The sequence below is a fragment of the Marinomonas sp. CT5 genome (assembly GCF_018336975.1).
Taxonomy (GTDB): Bacteria; Pseudomonadota; Gammaproteobacteria; order Pseudomonadales; family Marinomonadaceae; genus Marinomonas.
In genome coordinates, this window is record NZ_CP025572.1 from 1,829,740 (window position 1) to 1,845,074 (window position 15,335).

17 protein-coding genes and 1 pseudogene are annotated in these 15,335 nt (G+C 40.8%); 10 read left to right on the plus strand and 8 right to left on the minus strand.

Annotation, left to right across the window (positions count from 1 at the left end; all coding sequences use genetic code 11):
• Positions 1-57: 57 nt before the first annotated feature.
• The 7 genes from C0J08_RS08510 to C0J08_RS08540 all read right to left on the minus strand — a co-directional run bounded on the left by C0J08_RS08510 (position 58) and on the right by C0J08_RS08540 (position 5,950).
• Positions 58-387, minus strand: a complete 330-nt coding sequence (locus C0J08_RS08510; RefSeq protein ID WP_212655717.1) for a hypothetical protein — start codon at positions 385-387, stop codon at positions 58-60.
• Positions 388-671: 284 nt separating this feature from the next.
• Entirely contained in the window at positions 672-1,139 is a 468-nt protein-coding gene (locus C0J08_RS08515) for an arsenate reductase/protein-tyrosine-phosphatase family protein (protein ID WP_212655718.1), read from the minus strand.
• A gap of 9 nt (positions 1,140-1,148) precedes the next feature.
• On the minus strand, positions 1,149-1,907 hold the full coding sequence (locus C0J08_RS08520) for an amino acid ABC transporter ATP-binding protein (protein WP_212655719.1): 759 nt from the start codon (positions 1,905-1,907) through the stop codon (positions 1,149-1,151).
• 24 nt (positions 1,908-1,931) lie between these two features.
• Positions 1,932-2,492 carry a protein-tyrosine phosphatase family protein gene (locus C0J08_RS08525; protein WP_212655720.1) on the minus strand — a complete coding sequence of 187 codons (561 nt, stop codon included), beginning with the start codon at positions 2,490-2,492 and terminating at the stop codon, positions 1,932-1,934.
• 103 nt (positions 2,493-2,595) lie between these two features.
• Positions 2,596-3,636 (minus strand): type 2 periplasmic-binding domain-containing protein, encoded by a 1,041-nt coding sequence (locus tag C0J08_RS08530; RefSeq protein WP_212655721.1) that lies wholly within the window; start codon positions 3,634-3,636, stop codon positions 2,596-2,598.
• A gap of 44 nt (positions 3,637-3,680) precedes the next feature.
• On the minus strand, positions 3,681-4,805 hold the full coding sequence (locus tag C0J08_RS08535; RefSeq protein ID WP_212655722.1) for an amino acid ABC transporter permease: 1,125 nt from the start codon (positions 4,803-4,805) through the stop codon (positions 3,681-3,683).
• Positions 4,802-5,950, minus strand: a complete 1,149-nt coding sequence (locus C0J08_RS08540; protein WP_212655723.1) for an amino acid ABC transporter permease — start codon at positions 5,948-5,950, stop codon at positions 4,802-4,804. Before C0J08_RS08540 ends, C0J08_RS08535 begins: the two co-directional genes overlap by 4 nt.
• Before the next feature lie 215 nt (positions 5,951-6,165).
• On the opposite strand from C0J08_RS08540, the gene C0J08_RS08545 reads away from it, so the two are divergent.
• From C0J08_RS08545 to C0J08_RS08570, 5 genes and pseudogenes are all read left to right on the plus strand, one after another.
• Positions 6,166-6,804, plus strand: coding sequence for a GntR family transcriptional regulator (locus tag C0J08_RS08545; protein WP_212655724.1), 639 nt, complete (start codon positions 6,166-6,168; stop codon positions 6,802-6,804).
• A gap of 365 nt (positions 6,805-7,169) precedes the next feature.
• Positions 7,170-7,664, plus strand: a complete 495-nt coding sequence (locus C0J08_RS08550) for a DUF1993 family protein (protein WP_212655725.1) — start codon at positions 7,170-7,172, stop codon at positions 7,662-7,664.
• Between the two features lie 73 nt (positions 7,665-7,737).
• Complete coding sequence (locus tag C0J08_RS08555) at positions 7,738-7,947, plus strand: BrnA antitoxin family protein (RefSeq protein ID WP_249344592.1); 210 nt, start codon at positions 7,738-7,740, stop codon at positions 7,945-7,947.
• Positions 7,948-8,461: 514 nt separating this feature from the next.
• Positions 8,462-8,971 (plus strand): DUF6653 family protein, encoded by a 510-nt coding sequence (locus tag C0J08_RS08565; protein ID WP_212655727.1) that lies wholly within the window; start codon positions 8,462-8,464, stop codon positions 8,969-8,971.
• A gap of 85 nt (positions 8,972-9,056) precedes the next feature.
• A pseudogene (locus tag C0J08_RS08570) lies at positions 9,057-9,182 on the plus strand (CopG family antitoxin); the annotation flags it as partial.
• 100 nt (positions 9,183-9,282) lie between these two features.
• Here C0J08_RS08570 and C0J08_RS08575 read toward each other — a convergent pair.
• Positions 9,283-10,368: a DUF3549 family protein gene (locus tag C0J08_RS08575; protein WP_212655728.1), complete on the minus strand. Its 1,086-nt coding sequence runs from the start codon at positions 10,366-10,368 to the stop codon at positions 9,283-9,285.
• A gap of 115 nt (positions 10,369-10,483) precedes the next feature.
• On the opposite strand from C0J08_RS08575, the gene C0J08_RS08580 reads away from it, so the two are divergent.
• The 5 genes from C0J08_RS08580 (at position 10,484) to can (ending at position 15,334) form a co-directional block, all read left to right on the plus strand.
• Positions 10,484-10,825: a YqcC family protein gene (locus C0J08_RS08580; RefSeq protein ID WP_212655729.1), complete on the plus strand. Its 342-nt coding sequence runs from the start codon at positions 10,484-10,486 to the stop codon at positions 10,823-10,825.
• A complete protein-coding gene (locus C0J08_RS08585) occupies positions 10,822-11,685 on the plus strand; it encodes a DUF1853 family protein (protein ID WP_212655730.1) in 864 nt (287 codons plus the stop codon). The genes C0J08_RS08580 and C0J08_RS08585 overlap by 4 nt, the downstream gene beginning before the upstream one ends.
• 64 nt (positions 11,686-11,749) lie before the next feature.
• A complete protein-coding gene (locus C0J08_RS08590) occupies positions 11,750-13,747 on the plus strand; it encodes a putative bifunctional diguanylate cyclase/phosphodiesterase (protein ID WP_212655731.1) in 1,998 nt (665 codons plus the stop codon).
• A 101-nt stretch (positions 13,748-13,848) separates the two neighbouring features.
• Entirely contained in the window at positions 13,849-14,706 is an 858-nt protein-coding gene (locus C0J08_RS08595) for a putative RNA methyltransferase (protein ID WP_212655732.1), read from the plus strand.
• Positions 14,699-15,334 (plus strand): carbonate dehydratase, encoded by a 636-nt coding sequence (gene can / locus C0J08_RS08600; protein ID WP_212655733.1) that lies wholly within the window; start codon positions 14,699-14,701, stop codon positions 15,332-15,334. Before C0J08_RS08595 ends, can begins: the two co-directional genes overlap by 8 nt.
• Position 15,335: the final 1 nt, after the last annotated feature.

Genomic DNA, 15,335 nt, shown 5'->3' on the forward strand with positions numbered 1-15,335 from the left:
CCCTCTATGTCCTCTAAGGGGGGGATACCATCTTTCCAATCAAGCTTTTTTAGTCACTTAAACTATTTGAGGCTTGTATTCGCTTTGATGCTTTACAACACCAAAACAAATTTGTACAAGCTTTCTCATGGCTGCTCCAAGTGCTTGCATGTGAGTCTGCCCACGGCTTTTTAGATGCTCTTTTACATCAGGGTTGTGCTGTTTTACGACAACAACGGCCATATAGATTTTGGCTCTAACATTAGGCGGTCCAACTTTTGATACAACAGAACCAACACCGGGAATGCTTTCAAGAAGGTGTTTTTTCTTTTTCAGCGTTGGGGGATTATCAATATGCGTATCCAGCTCTTCAGTCAGCCTCTCTTTCTCTTTTACTAACATCGACACATTGTTGTCTATTGATTTAATAACAGAAGAGCTGTCTGCTATTTCAGCTTACGTACCTCTGGTGCTTCTGATGTCCAGCGTTTTGAATCCATTTGAAAACCAAACTTAGCTAAAAAAAGGCTATTGGCTTTATCTATTTTGTGAGTCACACCAATTGCCTTGTCAAACTTTTTAAGCCTTGCTGGGTAATAACACAAACTTGAAACCCTAGAGCAAATGGTTAGCAATGCCTTTCTGATAAATTCCTGTCGCTTCAAGAGTGACATGAAGTTGCCCAGGCATTTTCAAGCACTTTCCGTCAATAACGTCAGAAACGGTTTTAGCCTTTCAGGTATCAATACAACAAATTCATTGACGAGCTCGTCGTAGGGTTGTTGGCCTTTGCCTAGTGGATCAGGAAGGTCTAAAACAGGATGAAGTGTCATAAGCATTGGCATTTTATCTGTTTTACTTTTCGCTATGATTTCTTGAGTATGGAGTAGGTGTTCATTGGTCATCACAAAGATAACATCCTGTTCTTTGATTAGTTCTGCGGTTAAACGTTGGCTTTTTCCATTATGGTGAATATTGTGCCTTGCTAAAGCAATCACTGCTTCAGGTGAAGCAGGGGTATTTGGTTTGGCTTGGGTGCCTGCAGATGACACTTTAATTTTGTTTGTTCTAAAGGTTGTACTCAACCAAGATTTTGTCACGGCTTCCGCCATTGGAGAGCGACAGGTATTGCCACTGCAAATAAATAAAATGGATAGCATATTGATAATTTAATGACCTAGAATTTGATTTAAGAATTGCTGAGTTCTAGCTGATCTTGGGTTATTGAAAAAAGTATCAGGTGGACCTTCTTCGATGATTTCGCCAGCGTCCATAAAGATAACTCTGTCTGCTACGCGTTTAGCGAAGCCCATTTCATGGGTGACGCAAATCATAGTGATATTTTCTTCTACAAGGGACACCATGACATCCAATACTTCTTTGATCATTTCTGGATCTAGAGCGGAAGTCGGTTCATCAAAAAGAATGGTTTTTGGTCCCATGCTCAAGGTACGAGCAATAGCAACACGCTGCTGCTGACCGCCAGACAATTGCGATGGGTATTTATTCGCTTGTTCACTGATTTTCACACGTTCGAGAAATGTCATCGCATTTTCCATTGCAACACTTTTTGGTTGTTTTCTGACATGCATAGGCGCAAGTATGCAGTTCTCAAGAACGGTCAGGTGTGGATATAAGTTAAAGTGTTGGAACACCATCCCTACCTCTTGACGTACTTGGTTTATGTTTTTTAAGTTGTTATTTAACTCAATACCGTCAACGATAATTTGACCGCTTTGATGCTCTTCTAATCGGTTTAAGCAACGAATCAGTGTTGATTTACCTGAACCAGAAGGGCCGCAAATCACCACTCGCTCACCTGGTTTTACGGTTAAGTTGATATTGTTTAAAGCATGGAATTGTCCATACCATTTATTCATATTCGTTAATTTAGCCGCTGGAACCTCTACATTTTTAAGTTTTGTCATAATATTTTTTCCTTCCAAACGGTTTTATGGCGTTTTTGTTCCAACCCAGTTTTCTTGTTCTGTGGATTCAATTGCTTCTGGTTTTGATTGGCGAACCCATTGAATGGCTTCTTTCGAATTCATCCCCATGTAGGTTAATAAATCCGCTGCCATCATTCCTGTGCGTCCAATTCCAGATAAGCAGCTCAACGCAATAAGCTCGTCTCTTGCCAAAGCAGATAATATTTCAGGCAAGCTTTCTTTCCATTCACTTGCTATTGAAAGGTTTGGTATACCGAAGTCCTGAATAGGCAAACTTTGAAAATGGATACCTGCCGAAATAGCCGCTTGCTGTGCCTGTTTGTAAGCACTATTAGGTAGGTCATCAGGATGCGCGAAGGTATAAAACCTACGGCAATTATTTTCATACAGCTTGTTGAACGTACTGCTTAGCCAGCCAGGATCGATGTAACTATGGCTGTCAGCTCCAATTAATAAGCCCGGAAACCCCATTAGAGCAAGATGACCTTTTTTCTTGTCAGGCGTGTCAACAAGCGTCCAACGAGTTGGTCGTTCAATGTCTATTTCGTAAGAAAAAAATGCCATGCTTATCTCGCTTTCAAAAACGATATGATTGAATATATAAAGGGGTAAAAGCTGTGTGGTGGTTAAAAAATCATCACACAGCTTCATTCGCCATGTGTTCGGATTAACGAATAGGATAAGGGTACAACAAGCCACCATTACTCACTAACGCATTAAAGGTACCTTCACGAGTGATATTCAATGTAGTGTGCGAACCTAAATGTTTGTCGTAAACTTCCCCATAGTTGCCTACTTGTTTGATGATCTGATAGCTCCAATCCTCAACTAACCCTAAAGACGTCGCTATTTCACTAGCTGCGGAATCGCTACCAAACAAACGTTTTACGGCTTTAGGTTGGTTATCTAAATCGGCAACGACTTGGTCAATATTCTTTGATGTCACGCCCAAATGTTCTGCGTTTAGCATTACTTGGAAAGACCAGAAAATAGCCGTTTCAAATGCATTATCAGGACGAGCAACCAATGTTAGGGGTTCGTTAGAAATGATGTTAGGCAACAAAGCATAATCACTTGGCGTTTTAGCTAACTGACGATCCGATGCTAATGCCGTTAAATCGCTCGCCAAAACATCGCATTTGCCAGAGAAAAACGCCTGCATGCGAGCACTTTTGTCATTGATGTTTTCGACTTTATATTGCAAGTTGTTATCAGTGAACCAATCTGCAATATTCAATAACGTGGTCGATCCTTCTTCGGCACATACCGTCGCTCCGCTTAACTCACTTGCGTTTTTTACACCAAGTTTTTTTGGAACCATAAAACCTTGGCCATCGTAGAAAGTCGTCACAACAAAGCTCATACCTGGATTCGCATCACGTGTTCCTGTTCTTGTGATACTACGAGAAGCCATGTGGGCTTTTTGCGCGACAATGGTTTTCATACTGTCAGAGAAGCCAATGCCTCGAATGCTAGCTTTGTCTGCATCGCCCAAAATAGCTGCTGCAGTCATACGGCAAAACTCTGTATTAAATCCTTGGAATACACCTTGGCTGTCTGGTACAGAAAAGCCTAGGGAGTTAGGGTTTACTAAACAAATGACTTCATCATTCGCTTTGATTTCATCCATAACAGCACCCGCTTGAACTTGACTTGCTGTAATCGTGAATGCGGTTGCAACCGCGCATAGTTTTGCTGCATTTTTCATTGGGAACGCTCCTAGTTGAGTTAATACATTGGCTAAATTAATGATTACTTCGCTATTTTAGATTCCGTGGTTTCCAGTTTTCTGCTGTAAGTTGAAAGGCATAGGCAAGTACAAAAATACCAAAGTGCGACCAACAAATAGGCTTCGACACCATACTGTTGCCATTGGGGTTCGCTGTAAGCCATTTTGGCTGTCGCCATAATGTCGTGAATCCCTAAAATAACCACTAAAGAGGTATCTTTATAAGCGCCCAGTAAGGTGTTCATGTTTCCTGGCATCGAACGTTTTAAGGCTTGAGGCAAAATGACGAAACGCATTGTCTGCCAATAGGTTAGGCCTTGAGATTGCGCAGCTTCATATTGCCCTTTTGGTAACGCCTGTAAACCGCCTCGAATCCCTTCAGCAAAGTACGCAGCATGAAAAAAAACGAGTACAATGAGGGTGGTATAAAGGGAATTCAAATTCATGCCTTTAGGCAGCATAAGAGGAAGAATAAAAAGCCCCATAAATAACACCATTACCATGGGTACACCGCGAACAATTTCGATGTAACCCACTGCCATGGATTTCAATACGGGATCTTCTTTTTGAAAGCGTCCTAGTGCTAATAAGATGCCTATAGGAAAAGCGCCAATCACACTAAAAATCGATAACATCAAAAGCACGGGTAAGCCATTCCATTGAATGGAATCCACCTCAATTAACCCCAGATTTCCACCGCGCATTAATACAAAGAAAGCTATGCTCCCAATGGTCCACACAACCACGGTCGATCGTAAGCGCAACAGACGAGTAAAACTCAACCCAACTAAACTTAATAAAAGTATGCAAGCAAGCGCTGGGCGCCATTGTTCACTAAAGGGGTAAGTTCCAAAGAGAATCAATCGTATTTTTTCACGCAAAAATGGCCAACACGCTCCTTCGTCTGTACATAATTGAGGGTCCCCCCAAAACACCACAGAGTTCCACGTTAGCCAAGCAAACACTTTTGGCACAAATTGAATAAGTAACACAGAAATACTACATGTAATCAGGATGTCGACAGGCGTTCGGAATAAGCGACAATAGCACCAATGGCGAGCGTTTCTGGCAAGTTTGACAATGTTATACATGGCGCCAGTTGTTCTTGGCGTTAGTTCATTGTTTATTTTTTCTGCTTCCGTTTTCATGCTTTCTCCAGACGTGTGTAGTTGTTGTAAGCATTGATTAAAATGGAGACGACCAGACAAATAGCGAGATAGATCAAAGTGGAAACGGACATTAATTCAATCGGTCGAAAAGTTTGGTTTATTGAGGTATTCATCACAGAGACTAAATCTGAAAAGCCAACCGCTAAACCAATTGATGTATTCTTTGTGATATTGAGATATTGATTACCCATTGATGGAATAATGACCCTCAACGCTTGTGGTACCACAACCAAACGCATGGTCTGTAAATAGGATAGGCCAATGGCTCGGGCGGCTTCTTCCTGACCTTTTGATATTGACTGAATACCACCACGGACTAACTCAGCAATTTGCCCACCGTGATAAATGCTTAAAGTAAATGCCAGTACAAAGAATTGGACAGAAACCTGGCCGCCACCAGCAAAGTTAAATCCTTGAAGAGCGGGTAAATCAAAAGAGTATTGAACACCGAGAAGCATAGAAGTGAGAAAAAAAACAAAGCAGATGAACAGAAGTGATGGCCATATGAATGGTAAGTCCTGTCCTGTCTTATCTTTATAATGGCGAACATATCGACGATAAATAAACACAACAACGATGGCTGCGACACAAGCCAACAGCACTGTGTTCATATGCTCCTGCCAAATTAAGGTAGGGAAATATAAAGCTCGATTCGATATATGAAAAACACCAAGGAAGGGGTAGGCCTCTCTAACATGAGGCAAACTATTAATAAATAAAATGTACAAAGTTAGTAATATTAATAGTTTAGGAAGGTTACGCATTAACTCAATGTAGAGAAAGGAAATTGAACTGCCTAACCAGTTTTGACTCGCTCGAAGTATGCCAAATGCAACCCCTAACAATGTTGCCCCGATAATACAAATCAGTGAAAGTGAAACCGTGTTTAGGAAGCCAACAAAAAGTGCTTGTATATAGCTGCTTTCAGAACTGTACTCAATGAGGCTTTCATTTACATCGAAACCTGACTCACTGAATAAAAAACCATAATCAATATGAATTCCTACTGAGGCAAGGTTATTATTAATATTGACGCATGCGATATAAAAAAATACGAGAATAAAGGCAATCATGAGCCCTTGATATAATAGAGTTCTCGTTCCTTTTTCAGACAGATGCAGCATAGTATTTCCTAAGGAATGTATTGAGTTAAATTACCTATATACTTGTATACAGGTGTGTTAATATCAATTTTATATACCATTTAGATAACATTCGCAACCTTCTCAGAATTAAAAATCATCCATTGCTTATATTGTAACGTTTAAGTTATTTTTAGCGCTTACACAGAAGAGAATAGATTTGAGCAATTGTAGATTTAATAACGCAAAGGCAAAATATGACTAAAACAACCAATATTCATAGACTTGAACACATATGTAATGAGGTACGAAAACGCATTTGTGTCGGTGAGTATGCCGATGGACAAGCATTGTATGAAGAAAAACTCGCTAAAGAATTTGAAGTAAGTCGAACGCCAATTCGCCAAGTGTTGCATCGATTAGCACTAGAGCGTTTTGTGGAAACGAAATCTGGTATTGGCACACTCATTATTCCGACAGACAGAGTAAGCTTTGAAGACGATCAGAATATTTTAGCTCAAACTTTGATGATGGCCGGTTTGGCTTCTGAGGAAATTGATGCAAATGACCGAATTGAACTCGCAACTTTGTTGCACATGAGTAAAATGATTACAAAAGATTTTTCCATCAATACCTATTGGGATACCTGCTACCGCTATAATTATTTGATTCGAGAAAAAATTCGTCACGATCTTATGAGAGACACCATTCATATTTTGTTTTGTAGATTGTATCGTTGGTTACTTGCTTCACCTACTCCAGAAAAAATTGAACAGTTGACACAAGCTTTGTTGAATGAATTACAGCAAGCGAATGAACTCGTTGAAACAGATAATAACGCATCGTCTTTGATACGCTTAAGGGCTAACGCCATTCTTTCGTTATCAAACTCCTAGCCTCTGTTGTGAACAATGAGACAAACAGACATCCTATTTTTTTAAGCCGGCATTTATGCCGATAAGGCTTTTTAAACTCAGTCAGGTTGTATTCAAACGCTTTGTCCTCACTTCTTTTTAGGCGTGTTGCTACTCCATGATTTGGCCGTTAACACACTAATTAAGGTCTCTAATCCTCGGGATTGGGGGCCAGCCCTTGTGGGGAATCAATATGTCTAGAAGCTTATCTTATTAAAGTGTTTACTTTTAAATAGCACTGCGTACCAATTGGGATGGCGTCTCGTTCCTGGTCATATCTGACCTAAATGATCGGTTGGGCGAATGTTTGTCTGATCATACTTAATCATAGAGATTTAGAGGGGATAATGAGCAGTAATATTAAAGAATTATTCAATGGCTATTTATTACAGTTAGAGACGATTGTTAATAAAGTACCCCCCGAGTTGTTCTCTGAATCTTTAGCTGATGGTATGTTTTCTCTTGAGGTGAACGCAAAAATAGCCGCCAATTTTGTGTTAAGGGGATATTACCCGCTGTTAGGGAAGGAGGTAATTTCATTGATGTCTGATGAGCAGGGCAAAGCCGCCGTCATTCGCCAAATCATCGACACGAGAGCGTTATTAGACACGCTTCCTGAAATTCATAACTTTGATGATAGTAAAGTCATAACGGATAAGGCTGGTTTTTCAGAAATACAGCTGTGCCAGTCAGATTTTATTCATCAATACATAGTGCCTAATTACTTCTTTCATATGGGGATGGTTTACGCTATCGCTAAAAGTAAGGGTTTAGCGGTGAGTAAAGGGGATTTCGATGGCCTTCATTCTTACCCCGCTGATTTTAGTTTTGTAAGCAGTTAAACAGAAAGCATTCGTATCATTTCTGCACGTAAAGCAGGCAAACAAGAGCGTAAGATATATGAGGATTTTCGCTATGCGTGATCATTATGATTTTTCAAATTCAGTCAAAAACCCTTACGCTAAAAAGCTTAAGAAGCAGGTCACGATAAGGCTTGATGAAGATACTGTTGAGTATTTTAAGGCGTTAGCGGATGACAAGGGCATTCCTTATCAAAGCTTAATTAATTTGTATTTAAGGGATTGTGCGCAGTCACACCTTGAACTGAAGATGGAGTGGCAATAAACCATCTTCATTCACTCCAAAAGAACGGAGTCTGTCTCGTTCCATTTTAGGCGATTCAGACTCCAATCCTTCTGTTTCTAACTCTTCCCAATCACTGGACTGATCTTGGTGTTTGTGTGAATAGGTAACTCACGGCTTGTGCCAATTTTGGGCTGACGTGTCCGCCGCGTAGCAGTGTCCAAAGTGGTTGTTTGGTTTCTGGGTGCTGGCTTAGTTCCGCGACGAATTTGTTGAACATCGCAAACGTATGCGAGAAATGAATGATCCTAAACAGACCCGTCATTGACGATAGAGATATAGCTACTACCTTAGCCTCATTTTTCCTTCATAGGGAGTGGGGCCTTTTTTATGCGCCAAAGGAATTATTCCCTCCCTTTATGTCTTATTAAGGGGCTTCTAACTAAACTGTAATCAAGCTGAATGAAAAAAATACAACAAACGAATAGTTGCCAGCTTTAGAATAAATTATTAGTGTTTAAGGCACGCATCGTCATACTGCATTAAAGGAAGTCACATGACACTGGAAAGAAAAATAGCCAAAGTCTTTCAGTTAACGGATGAAAATTGGATGAAACATGCTAATCCGTGGAGTGTATATACGAGATATTCTGTTTTACCGTTAATTATATTGGCTTTCTGGAGTAGGGTATGGATAGGCTGGTGGTGCCTAATTCCAGGTTTAATTACTATTTTATGGATGTTCTTTAATCCGATTTTTTTCAATAAACCCCAATCAACAAAAAATTGGGCTTCTAAAGCCGTACTTGGAGAAAGAGTTTATCTCAATCGAGACAAAGTAAAGATTCCAGGTATTCATATAACCCACTTGTATACCTTGCTTAATATTATTTCCTCATCGGGAATGATTCTTTCAATTTGGGCGGTTATCTATTACTCCGTTTGGGGAGCCATACTCGGAACGGCACTGGCGTATTTGGGGAAGAGCTGGTACTTGGATCGTATGGTTTGGTTATATGAATCAATGAAACTGGACAATGAAGAATATAAGAATTGGGAATATTAGCGGCTGAACAATAATCTATGCGATCTGGTGAACCTTCCCGTACTCTTTATCTGCCTCCAATTCATTAAACCCTTACGCTAAAAAGCAGGTCACGATAAGGCTTGATGAAGATACTGTTGAGTATTTTAAGGCGTTAGCGGATGACAAGGGTATTCCTTATCAAAGCTTAATACAATTTGTATTTAAGGGATTGTGCGCAGTCACACCGTGAACTCAAGATGGAGTGGCAATAAACCATCTTTATTCACTCCAAAAAGAACAGAGTCTGTTTAGGCGATTCAGACTCCAATCCTTCTTCTAGCTCTTCCTAATCACTGTACTGATCTTGACGTTTGTGTAAATAGGTAACTCACGGCTTGTGCCAATTTTGGGCTGACGTGTCCGCTGCGTAGCAGTGTCCAAAGTGGTTGTTTGGTTTCTGGGTGCTGGCTTAGCTCTGCGGCGATTTGCTTGAAAGCAATGTAGCCGTCTTCTCGGTGAGCCAGTTTTTCCATGATGATGCGCAGTAGCTGCGGGTTAAGACCTAACCAATGGGGGCATTTTGCAGCGAGGGCTGCAATAGGGTGAAGGTCGTCATCGCGGCATTCAGTCAAGCTACCAAGTAGGCCAAACAAGGGTAAAAGCAGTTGGTCGTTTAAGTCTGCTCTAGATAAGGCACGTAGGTAGCTGGCTTGCATCAAGGCATCTTGCTCGGTTTGCAGTTTCTCGATCAAGGTATCTTGCAGCGGGCTAGCGAGTACTTCATGTTCAAGGGCGTGACAAAGGGGGCTAACAACATGTTTGGGCGCTTGTTGAATGGCTTTTTGGATCAGTGCCTGATACTTGTTTTCATCCACTCTGGCAGCAAGTTCGGCTATGCCTTGTAGACCCAGTGTTTGCCAGCTGTCGTCATCTTGATTTAAGTCTGAAGAAAGGTATGTCACCACGTCATCAAAGTAGTGTGATGGCACTTTGTGAAGGTCTTTGCCTAGAATGGCGTGTAAACTTGCCATGCGTTCTTGATCGGGTTTGAAGGCGTAAGGGTTGTCTTCAAGGGCTTCTGATAGGCCTGCTTCTTCGCCTTTGTGTAATATTTTATCGACAATACTTTTGATAAAGTGATCTCGCGTGCCAAGGTTTAGGCAGCCCGTTTCGTCGAGTGGTAGTTTGATAAACCAGATAACACCTTGTTCTATGATGTCTTCTTTTTTGGCTTTACTGCCTTGTTCACTTCCCATGTTGAGTAGGCACGCCAACCAAGCGTGTTGACGAAATGGAAATGGGTAGGTTTGTTGTTTGCGGTCGAATTGGATCGCTTGTTGCGGGGTGATTTTGGTGATGTTGCGACCAATGTCATAGTAGCTTACATCACAACCGACCATGTCAAATAAGTCAGACAGAGATTCAATTTTGTTCATGATAAAGTTATGGCTCTTGTTGCCGATAAGGGCGCTAGTGTATGCCGTTATAGGTATGCTTGTATTTGTGATTTAACGTTGCGCTATCTTACCGTTTTTCAAAGGAGAAATCAGGTTGAAAGAAGCCTTTTCTGCCCATCATGTGTTGGCGGATTTATTGATGGACTTGCAAATGGCAATGCAAGATTGCGAGGTTTGGGAGTGTGAGGCGCCATCTGAAGAGGCGTTGCAAAGTACAGAACCCTTTTGTATTGATACGATGAATTTCGAGCAATGGTTGAGGTATGTGATGATTGAACGATTTAAAGCCATGTTAGCCTCGGGAAGCGATTTACCGGTGCGCTGTCATATTTCGCCTATGGCTGAGGAAGCGTTCAAAGATAAGCCAGCCGCGAAAGTCAGCAACGTAGTCACTTGTTTGAATCGTATTGATCAGCATTTGAGTGGTCATTTGTGATAACGGATCGATGTCATCATCCATTGGTTAAAGATCTAGCTTGGCTGGTGGAAGGGCATTATATCGAGCGTGATTTTGATCTTCAGCCCTATTGGCTCGATGATGTGAATGAGCGTTTGTTATGGCTGGATAAACACCCAGACGCTATTGTTAGTGCCCTTGCTGCGTGTAAGTCGCATTTCCTTGGTAGTTATTTTGAAACCTTGTTTTCTTTTGCTATAGAGCAATTGTCGGTTTTGAAAATACACTTGGAACATTTTCAGATTGAAAGCGAAGGCAAAACTCTGGGTGAAGTGGACATGTTGGTGGAAACACCAGATGGTGAGCTTCATCAATTCGAGATAGCGATTAAGTTTTATTTGGAAAGACCGGATCTTTTTCCTCATGATTGGATAGGGCCAAATAAAAATGACAGCTTGTTAAAAAAAGTCACTCGAGCCAGAGAGCATCAGTTGATCATTTTACAAACCAGTGAAGGTTCGGCGGCTATTGAGGCTATTGCAGAAGGGCGTAATCCACAGGCGAGTTTGCTGATTTTTGGTCGTTTATATGTATCTTTAGATAGTAAAGATAAAGTGATTGAATGGCTAAATCAGATTGAGCATGGTGGTTGGATTCGAGTGTCTCAGGTGGCTTTATTAGCGCCATTTTTTTCTGACTTTTTTATTTTACAAAAGCCTCATTGGTTGTCTGTACCATGCATAAGTGATAATTTCCCTTTCAATTCTTTGCAATATGCCTACAATCTTGTGGGCGAATTCTTGTTTGATAGTCGACCAAAACATGTTCTTTTGAAGCCGACTTTTAATACCACAGATCAAATATACCGCAATGTGTTTATTGTTCCCGATACATGGTGAAAGGTTCGACACAATAAAAGATCGAGATGTATAAACTGAATTCTATTAGTAGTATCTAAAATAAATGACCGATTTCTCAACATTGCTACAAGCAAAAATGCCCCTTGCCGCTTGGGTTATAGATATAGAGCAATCTAGTGTGCCATGGTGTAATGTGGCAGCGGAAGCTCTATTGATTGATTCTTTAGGTGGCATTAAATCTGGGCAACGCGTGATTGGGGAAGAGCTCAAGTCGCGTATTTCCGCTTATTTGAATAACCAGAGAGACGGTAAAAGTTTACCCTTTAAATGGCTTTTTAAGGCACCAGATGGTGTTAAGTACAATATAAAAGGCTCAGTTATTTCTTTAGATGAAGGTCGTAAAGGTATATCGGTCGAAGCGCATCCCGTTTCTATTTCTAAGGTAGCAGCTCAGTTTCCAGTCACAGATAAACGTGATAAGAATTTATTGACGCAGTTCAAAACGCTTTCCTTCGCTATTTTTGACAGTAACGGACGTTTTGTTGAAGGTAGTAAGCATTTTGCCTCGCAATTTGGTGATATTACTCATGCTCGTGATTTGTTTGCTGTTTCTGGTGCGGCGAATAGCTTTATTCGCCGTATGACTGAGCAGCAGAATTTATCCCAAGAAATACGCCTTACTACGGAAAATGGTGTGCGGTGGCATAAAATAGAAGTTTCCTACCAACACGACAGCAATACGGTGTATTTGCTAACCCATGATATTCAGGAAGAAAGAGATCATGAAGTTGCTTTATACCGCCTTAATAATTACGACAGTCTAACCAGCTTACCCAATCGAAACTTACTTTATCAGCAATTAGAGAGTGCCTTGGTGAATGCACGTAAGCGCCATCGCCAGTTTGGTCTTTTGTATTTAGATTTGGATGGTTTTAAAGTCATTAATGATAACTTTGGTCATCGTGTTGGCGATGAGTTGATTCAGCGCGTTGCGGAGCGTATTCAGGATAGTATTCCACCGAACTCATGTTTATACCGTTTGGGTGGCGATGAGTTTGTAGTGGTTCTAGAAAATACTCAGTCTGTAAAGGAATTGGAGAATATTGCTCAAAGCATTATGCAAAATGCCAGTGAAACCTATCCGGTTGCGAAAATGGAAATGATGATTACGGCTAGTATTGGCATTGCCAGTTATCCTCAACACGCCGCAGACGTGGATAATTTATTGAAAAATGCTGATGCTGCTATGTATCGAGCAAAATCGATGGGACATAATTTATTTTGTGTCTACGAAAATTATATGGCAGATAATATTAATGCCCATCTTACTTTAGGTGGTGGATTGCGTAAGGCGATAGAGGAAGAACAGTTTATTCTGCATTATCAGCCTAAAATCAGTCTTCCAGATGAGAAGGTCGTTGGAGCTGAAGCCTTGATTCGTTGGGTTCACCCTGAACTTGGTATGATCAGACCCGATCAATTCATTCCTTTAGCTGAAGAAAGTGGCTTGATTCTTCCTTTGGGAGAATGGGTAATTCACCGTGCTTGTCGCCAATTAAAAGAGTGGCGAGAACTCGGCTTATCGCCAGTTAAATTATCGGTTAATTTATCTAGTCGCCAATTCATGCAATCAGATTTGGTCGATATGGTTGAACGAGTGCTAAAAGAAACAGGTGTTGATCCAGAATATCTTGAGCTTGAATTAACGGAAAGTATGTTAATGGCAGATGCACAACAATCGATAGAAAAGCTACACAGCTTTAGAGAGTTAGGTGTCACACTTTCCATCGACGATTTTGGCACAGGTTATTCGTCACTCGCTTATTTGAAAAAATTCCCAATACAAACATTAAAAATAGACCGGTCTTTTATTAATGATTTGGGGCTAGACAGTGATAATGATGCCATTGTTAAAGCCACCATTGCGATGGCGAGTAGTTTGAATTTGAAGGTCATAGCGGAAGGCGTAGAAAACCGATCACAAGTCGCTGTGCTTAATAAGTACCAATGCCAAGAAGTGCAAGGCTATCTTTTTTCAAAGCCCTTAAGCAATGAAGATTTTGTGGTTTATTTGAGTGAACGCAGCTTAGAAGAGGCTTAAAACGCAGAATTCGTTATGGTGAAGGAGTTTTTAATGTTTTGCTTGTTACTATTGCGGTATTCTTCTCGCTAAAGCGCCCATTAATAAATTAAAGGTACATTGTGTCGACGCTCGAAAACCTTTCTTGTCCTATAGATGCTGCGCCGTTAACGCGTGATCAACGAAGCTTAACGTGCGAATATGGACATACTTATGATTTAGCTAAAACAGGCTATGTTAATCTTCTTCCAGTGCAAAATAAGCGTTCTAAAGACCCTGGCGATAGCAAAGAAATGGTGATCGCAAGGCAAAACTTTTTGAATCAACAGCACTACTTTCCTATTGTTAACGCGATATTTGCGTCCTGGCCGAGAGAGCATTTAGTTAATGGAATGCGAATTCTTGATGCAGGTTGTGGGGAAGGTTATTACTTAAATGAAATGGGAAAGTCGTTAGCTGAGCAAGACATTGAAGCAGAACTTACCGGTCTTGATATTTCAAAATGGGCCATCGTTGCTGCCAGTAAACGTGATAAAATGGTGAGTTGGGTGGTAGGGAGTAATGCCAGTTTACCTGTCCCCGATGAGCGCTACGATGCGGTATTGTGTTTATTTGGCTTTCCCGTATTTAATGAATTTTCAAGAGTATTGACTGATGATGGTTTGATGCTACTTGTTGAGTCTGGCCCTAATCATCTTATTGAATTGCGCAAAATACTCTACCCATCCATTCATGACTATAAGCAAACTTTTTCTGATGGAATCGCTGGCTTTGATTTAGTTTCTGAGCAAGAAGAAACTTTTTCCTTTACCCTCGATTCGCAGGAAAAAATTCAAGATTTATTAAGTATGACGCCTCATATTCATAAAGCCTCATATGATGGTCGAGAAGCTCTAAAGCAGTTCGACTCTATTACTCTCACTGCGGACATAAAGCTTCGCTGGTATCGGAAGAATGTAAAGGAAGTGAGTCATGTCTAGCCATTTAGATGACCTTTTTAATAAGAATAGAGAGTGGGCTGCTAAGGTTACCGCGGAAGATCCAGAGTTTTTTTCGACCCTTTCTAAGCAACAAAAACCAGAGTATTTGTGGATTGGTTGTGCTGATAGCCGTGTTCCAGCCAATCAAATTGTTGATTTATTACCAGGTGAAGTGTTTGTTCATCGCAATATCGCTAATGTCGTAGTGCATACCGACTTAAACTGTTTATCAGTTATTCAGTTTGCAGTTGATGTGTTAAAAGTAAAGCACATCATGGTGGTGGGTCATTATGGCTGTGGTGGTATTAAGGCGGCCATGGGCACCGAAGAGCATGGCATGATCGATAATTGGCTACGTCATATCAAAGATGTTTACCGTTTACATCGTGTTGAACTTGATGCAATAGCGGATGAGCATGTTCGATTTGATCGCATGTGTGAGCTCAATGTGGTCGAGCAAGTAGCTAATGTTTGCCAAAGCAGTATCGTACAAAATGCATGGAAAAATGGACAAGAGCTACATGTTCACGGTTGGTGTTACAGTATTGATAATGGTCATATTACAGACTTGAAAAGGACCGTTTCTAGTGCAGAAGAGTCTCAAGAGCAAATGAACAATAATATGTAGG

What these genes read in the sequence shown, in the direction of transcription:
- C0J08_RS08515 (WP_212655718.1), bottom strand. Translation starts at nt 1,139, where the DNA reads ATGCTATCCATTTTATTTATTTGCAGTGGCAATACCTGTCGCTCTCCA.
- C0J08_RS08520 (WP_212655719.1), bottom strand. Translation starts at nt 1,907, where the DNA reads ATGACAAAACTTAAAAATGTAGAGGTTCCAGCGGCTAAATTAACGAAT.
- C0J08_RS08525 (WP_212655720.1), bottom strand. Translation starts at nt 2,492, where the DNA reads ATGGCATTTTTTTCTTACGAAATAGACATTGAACGACCAACTCGTTGG.
- C0J08_RS08530 (WP_212655721.1), bottom strand. Translation starts at nt 3,636, where the DNA reads ATGAAAAATGCAGCAAAACTATGCGCGGTTGCAACCGCATTCACGATT.
- C0J08_RS08535 (WP_212655722.1), bottom strand. Translation starts at nt 4,805, where the DNA reads ATGAAAACGGAAGCAGAAAAAATAAACAATGAACTAACGCCAAGAACA.
- C0J08_RS08540 (WP_212655723.1), bottom strand. Translation starts at nt 5,950, where the DNA reads ATGCTGCATCTGTCTGAAAAAGGAACGAGAACTCTATTATATCAAGGG.
- C0J08_RS08545 (WP_212655724.1), top strand. Translation starts at nt 6,166, where the DNA reads ATGACTAAAACAACCAATATTCATAGACTTGAACACATATGTAATGAG.
- C0J08_RS08550 (WP_212655725.1), top strand. Translation starts at nt 7,170, where the DNA reads ATGAGCAGTAATATTAAAGAATTATTCAATGGCTATTTATTACAGTTA.
- C0J08_RS08555 (WP_249344592.1), top strand. Translation starts at nt 7,738, where the DNA reads ATGCGTGATCATTATGATTTTTCAAATTCAGTCAAAAACCCTTACGCT.
- C0J08_RS08565 (WP_212655727.1), top strand. Translation starts at nt 8,462, where the DNA reads ATGACACTGGAAAGAAAAATAGCCAAAGTCTTTCAGTTAACGGATGAA.
- C0J08_RS08575 (WP_212655728.1), bottom strand. Translation starts at nt 10,368, where the DNA reads ATGAACAAAATTGAATCTCTGTCTGACTTATTTGACATGGTCGGTTGT.
- C0J08_RS08590 (WP_212655731.1), top strand. Translation starts at nt 11,750, where the DNA reads ATGACCGATTTCTCAACATTGCTACAAGCAAAAATGCCCCTTGCCGCT.
- can (WP_212655733.1), top strand. Translation starts at nt 14,699, where the DNA reads ATGTCTAGCCATTTAGATGACCTTTTTAATAAGAATAGAGAGTGGGCT.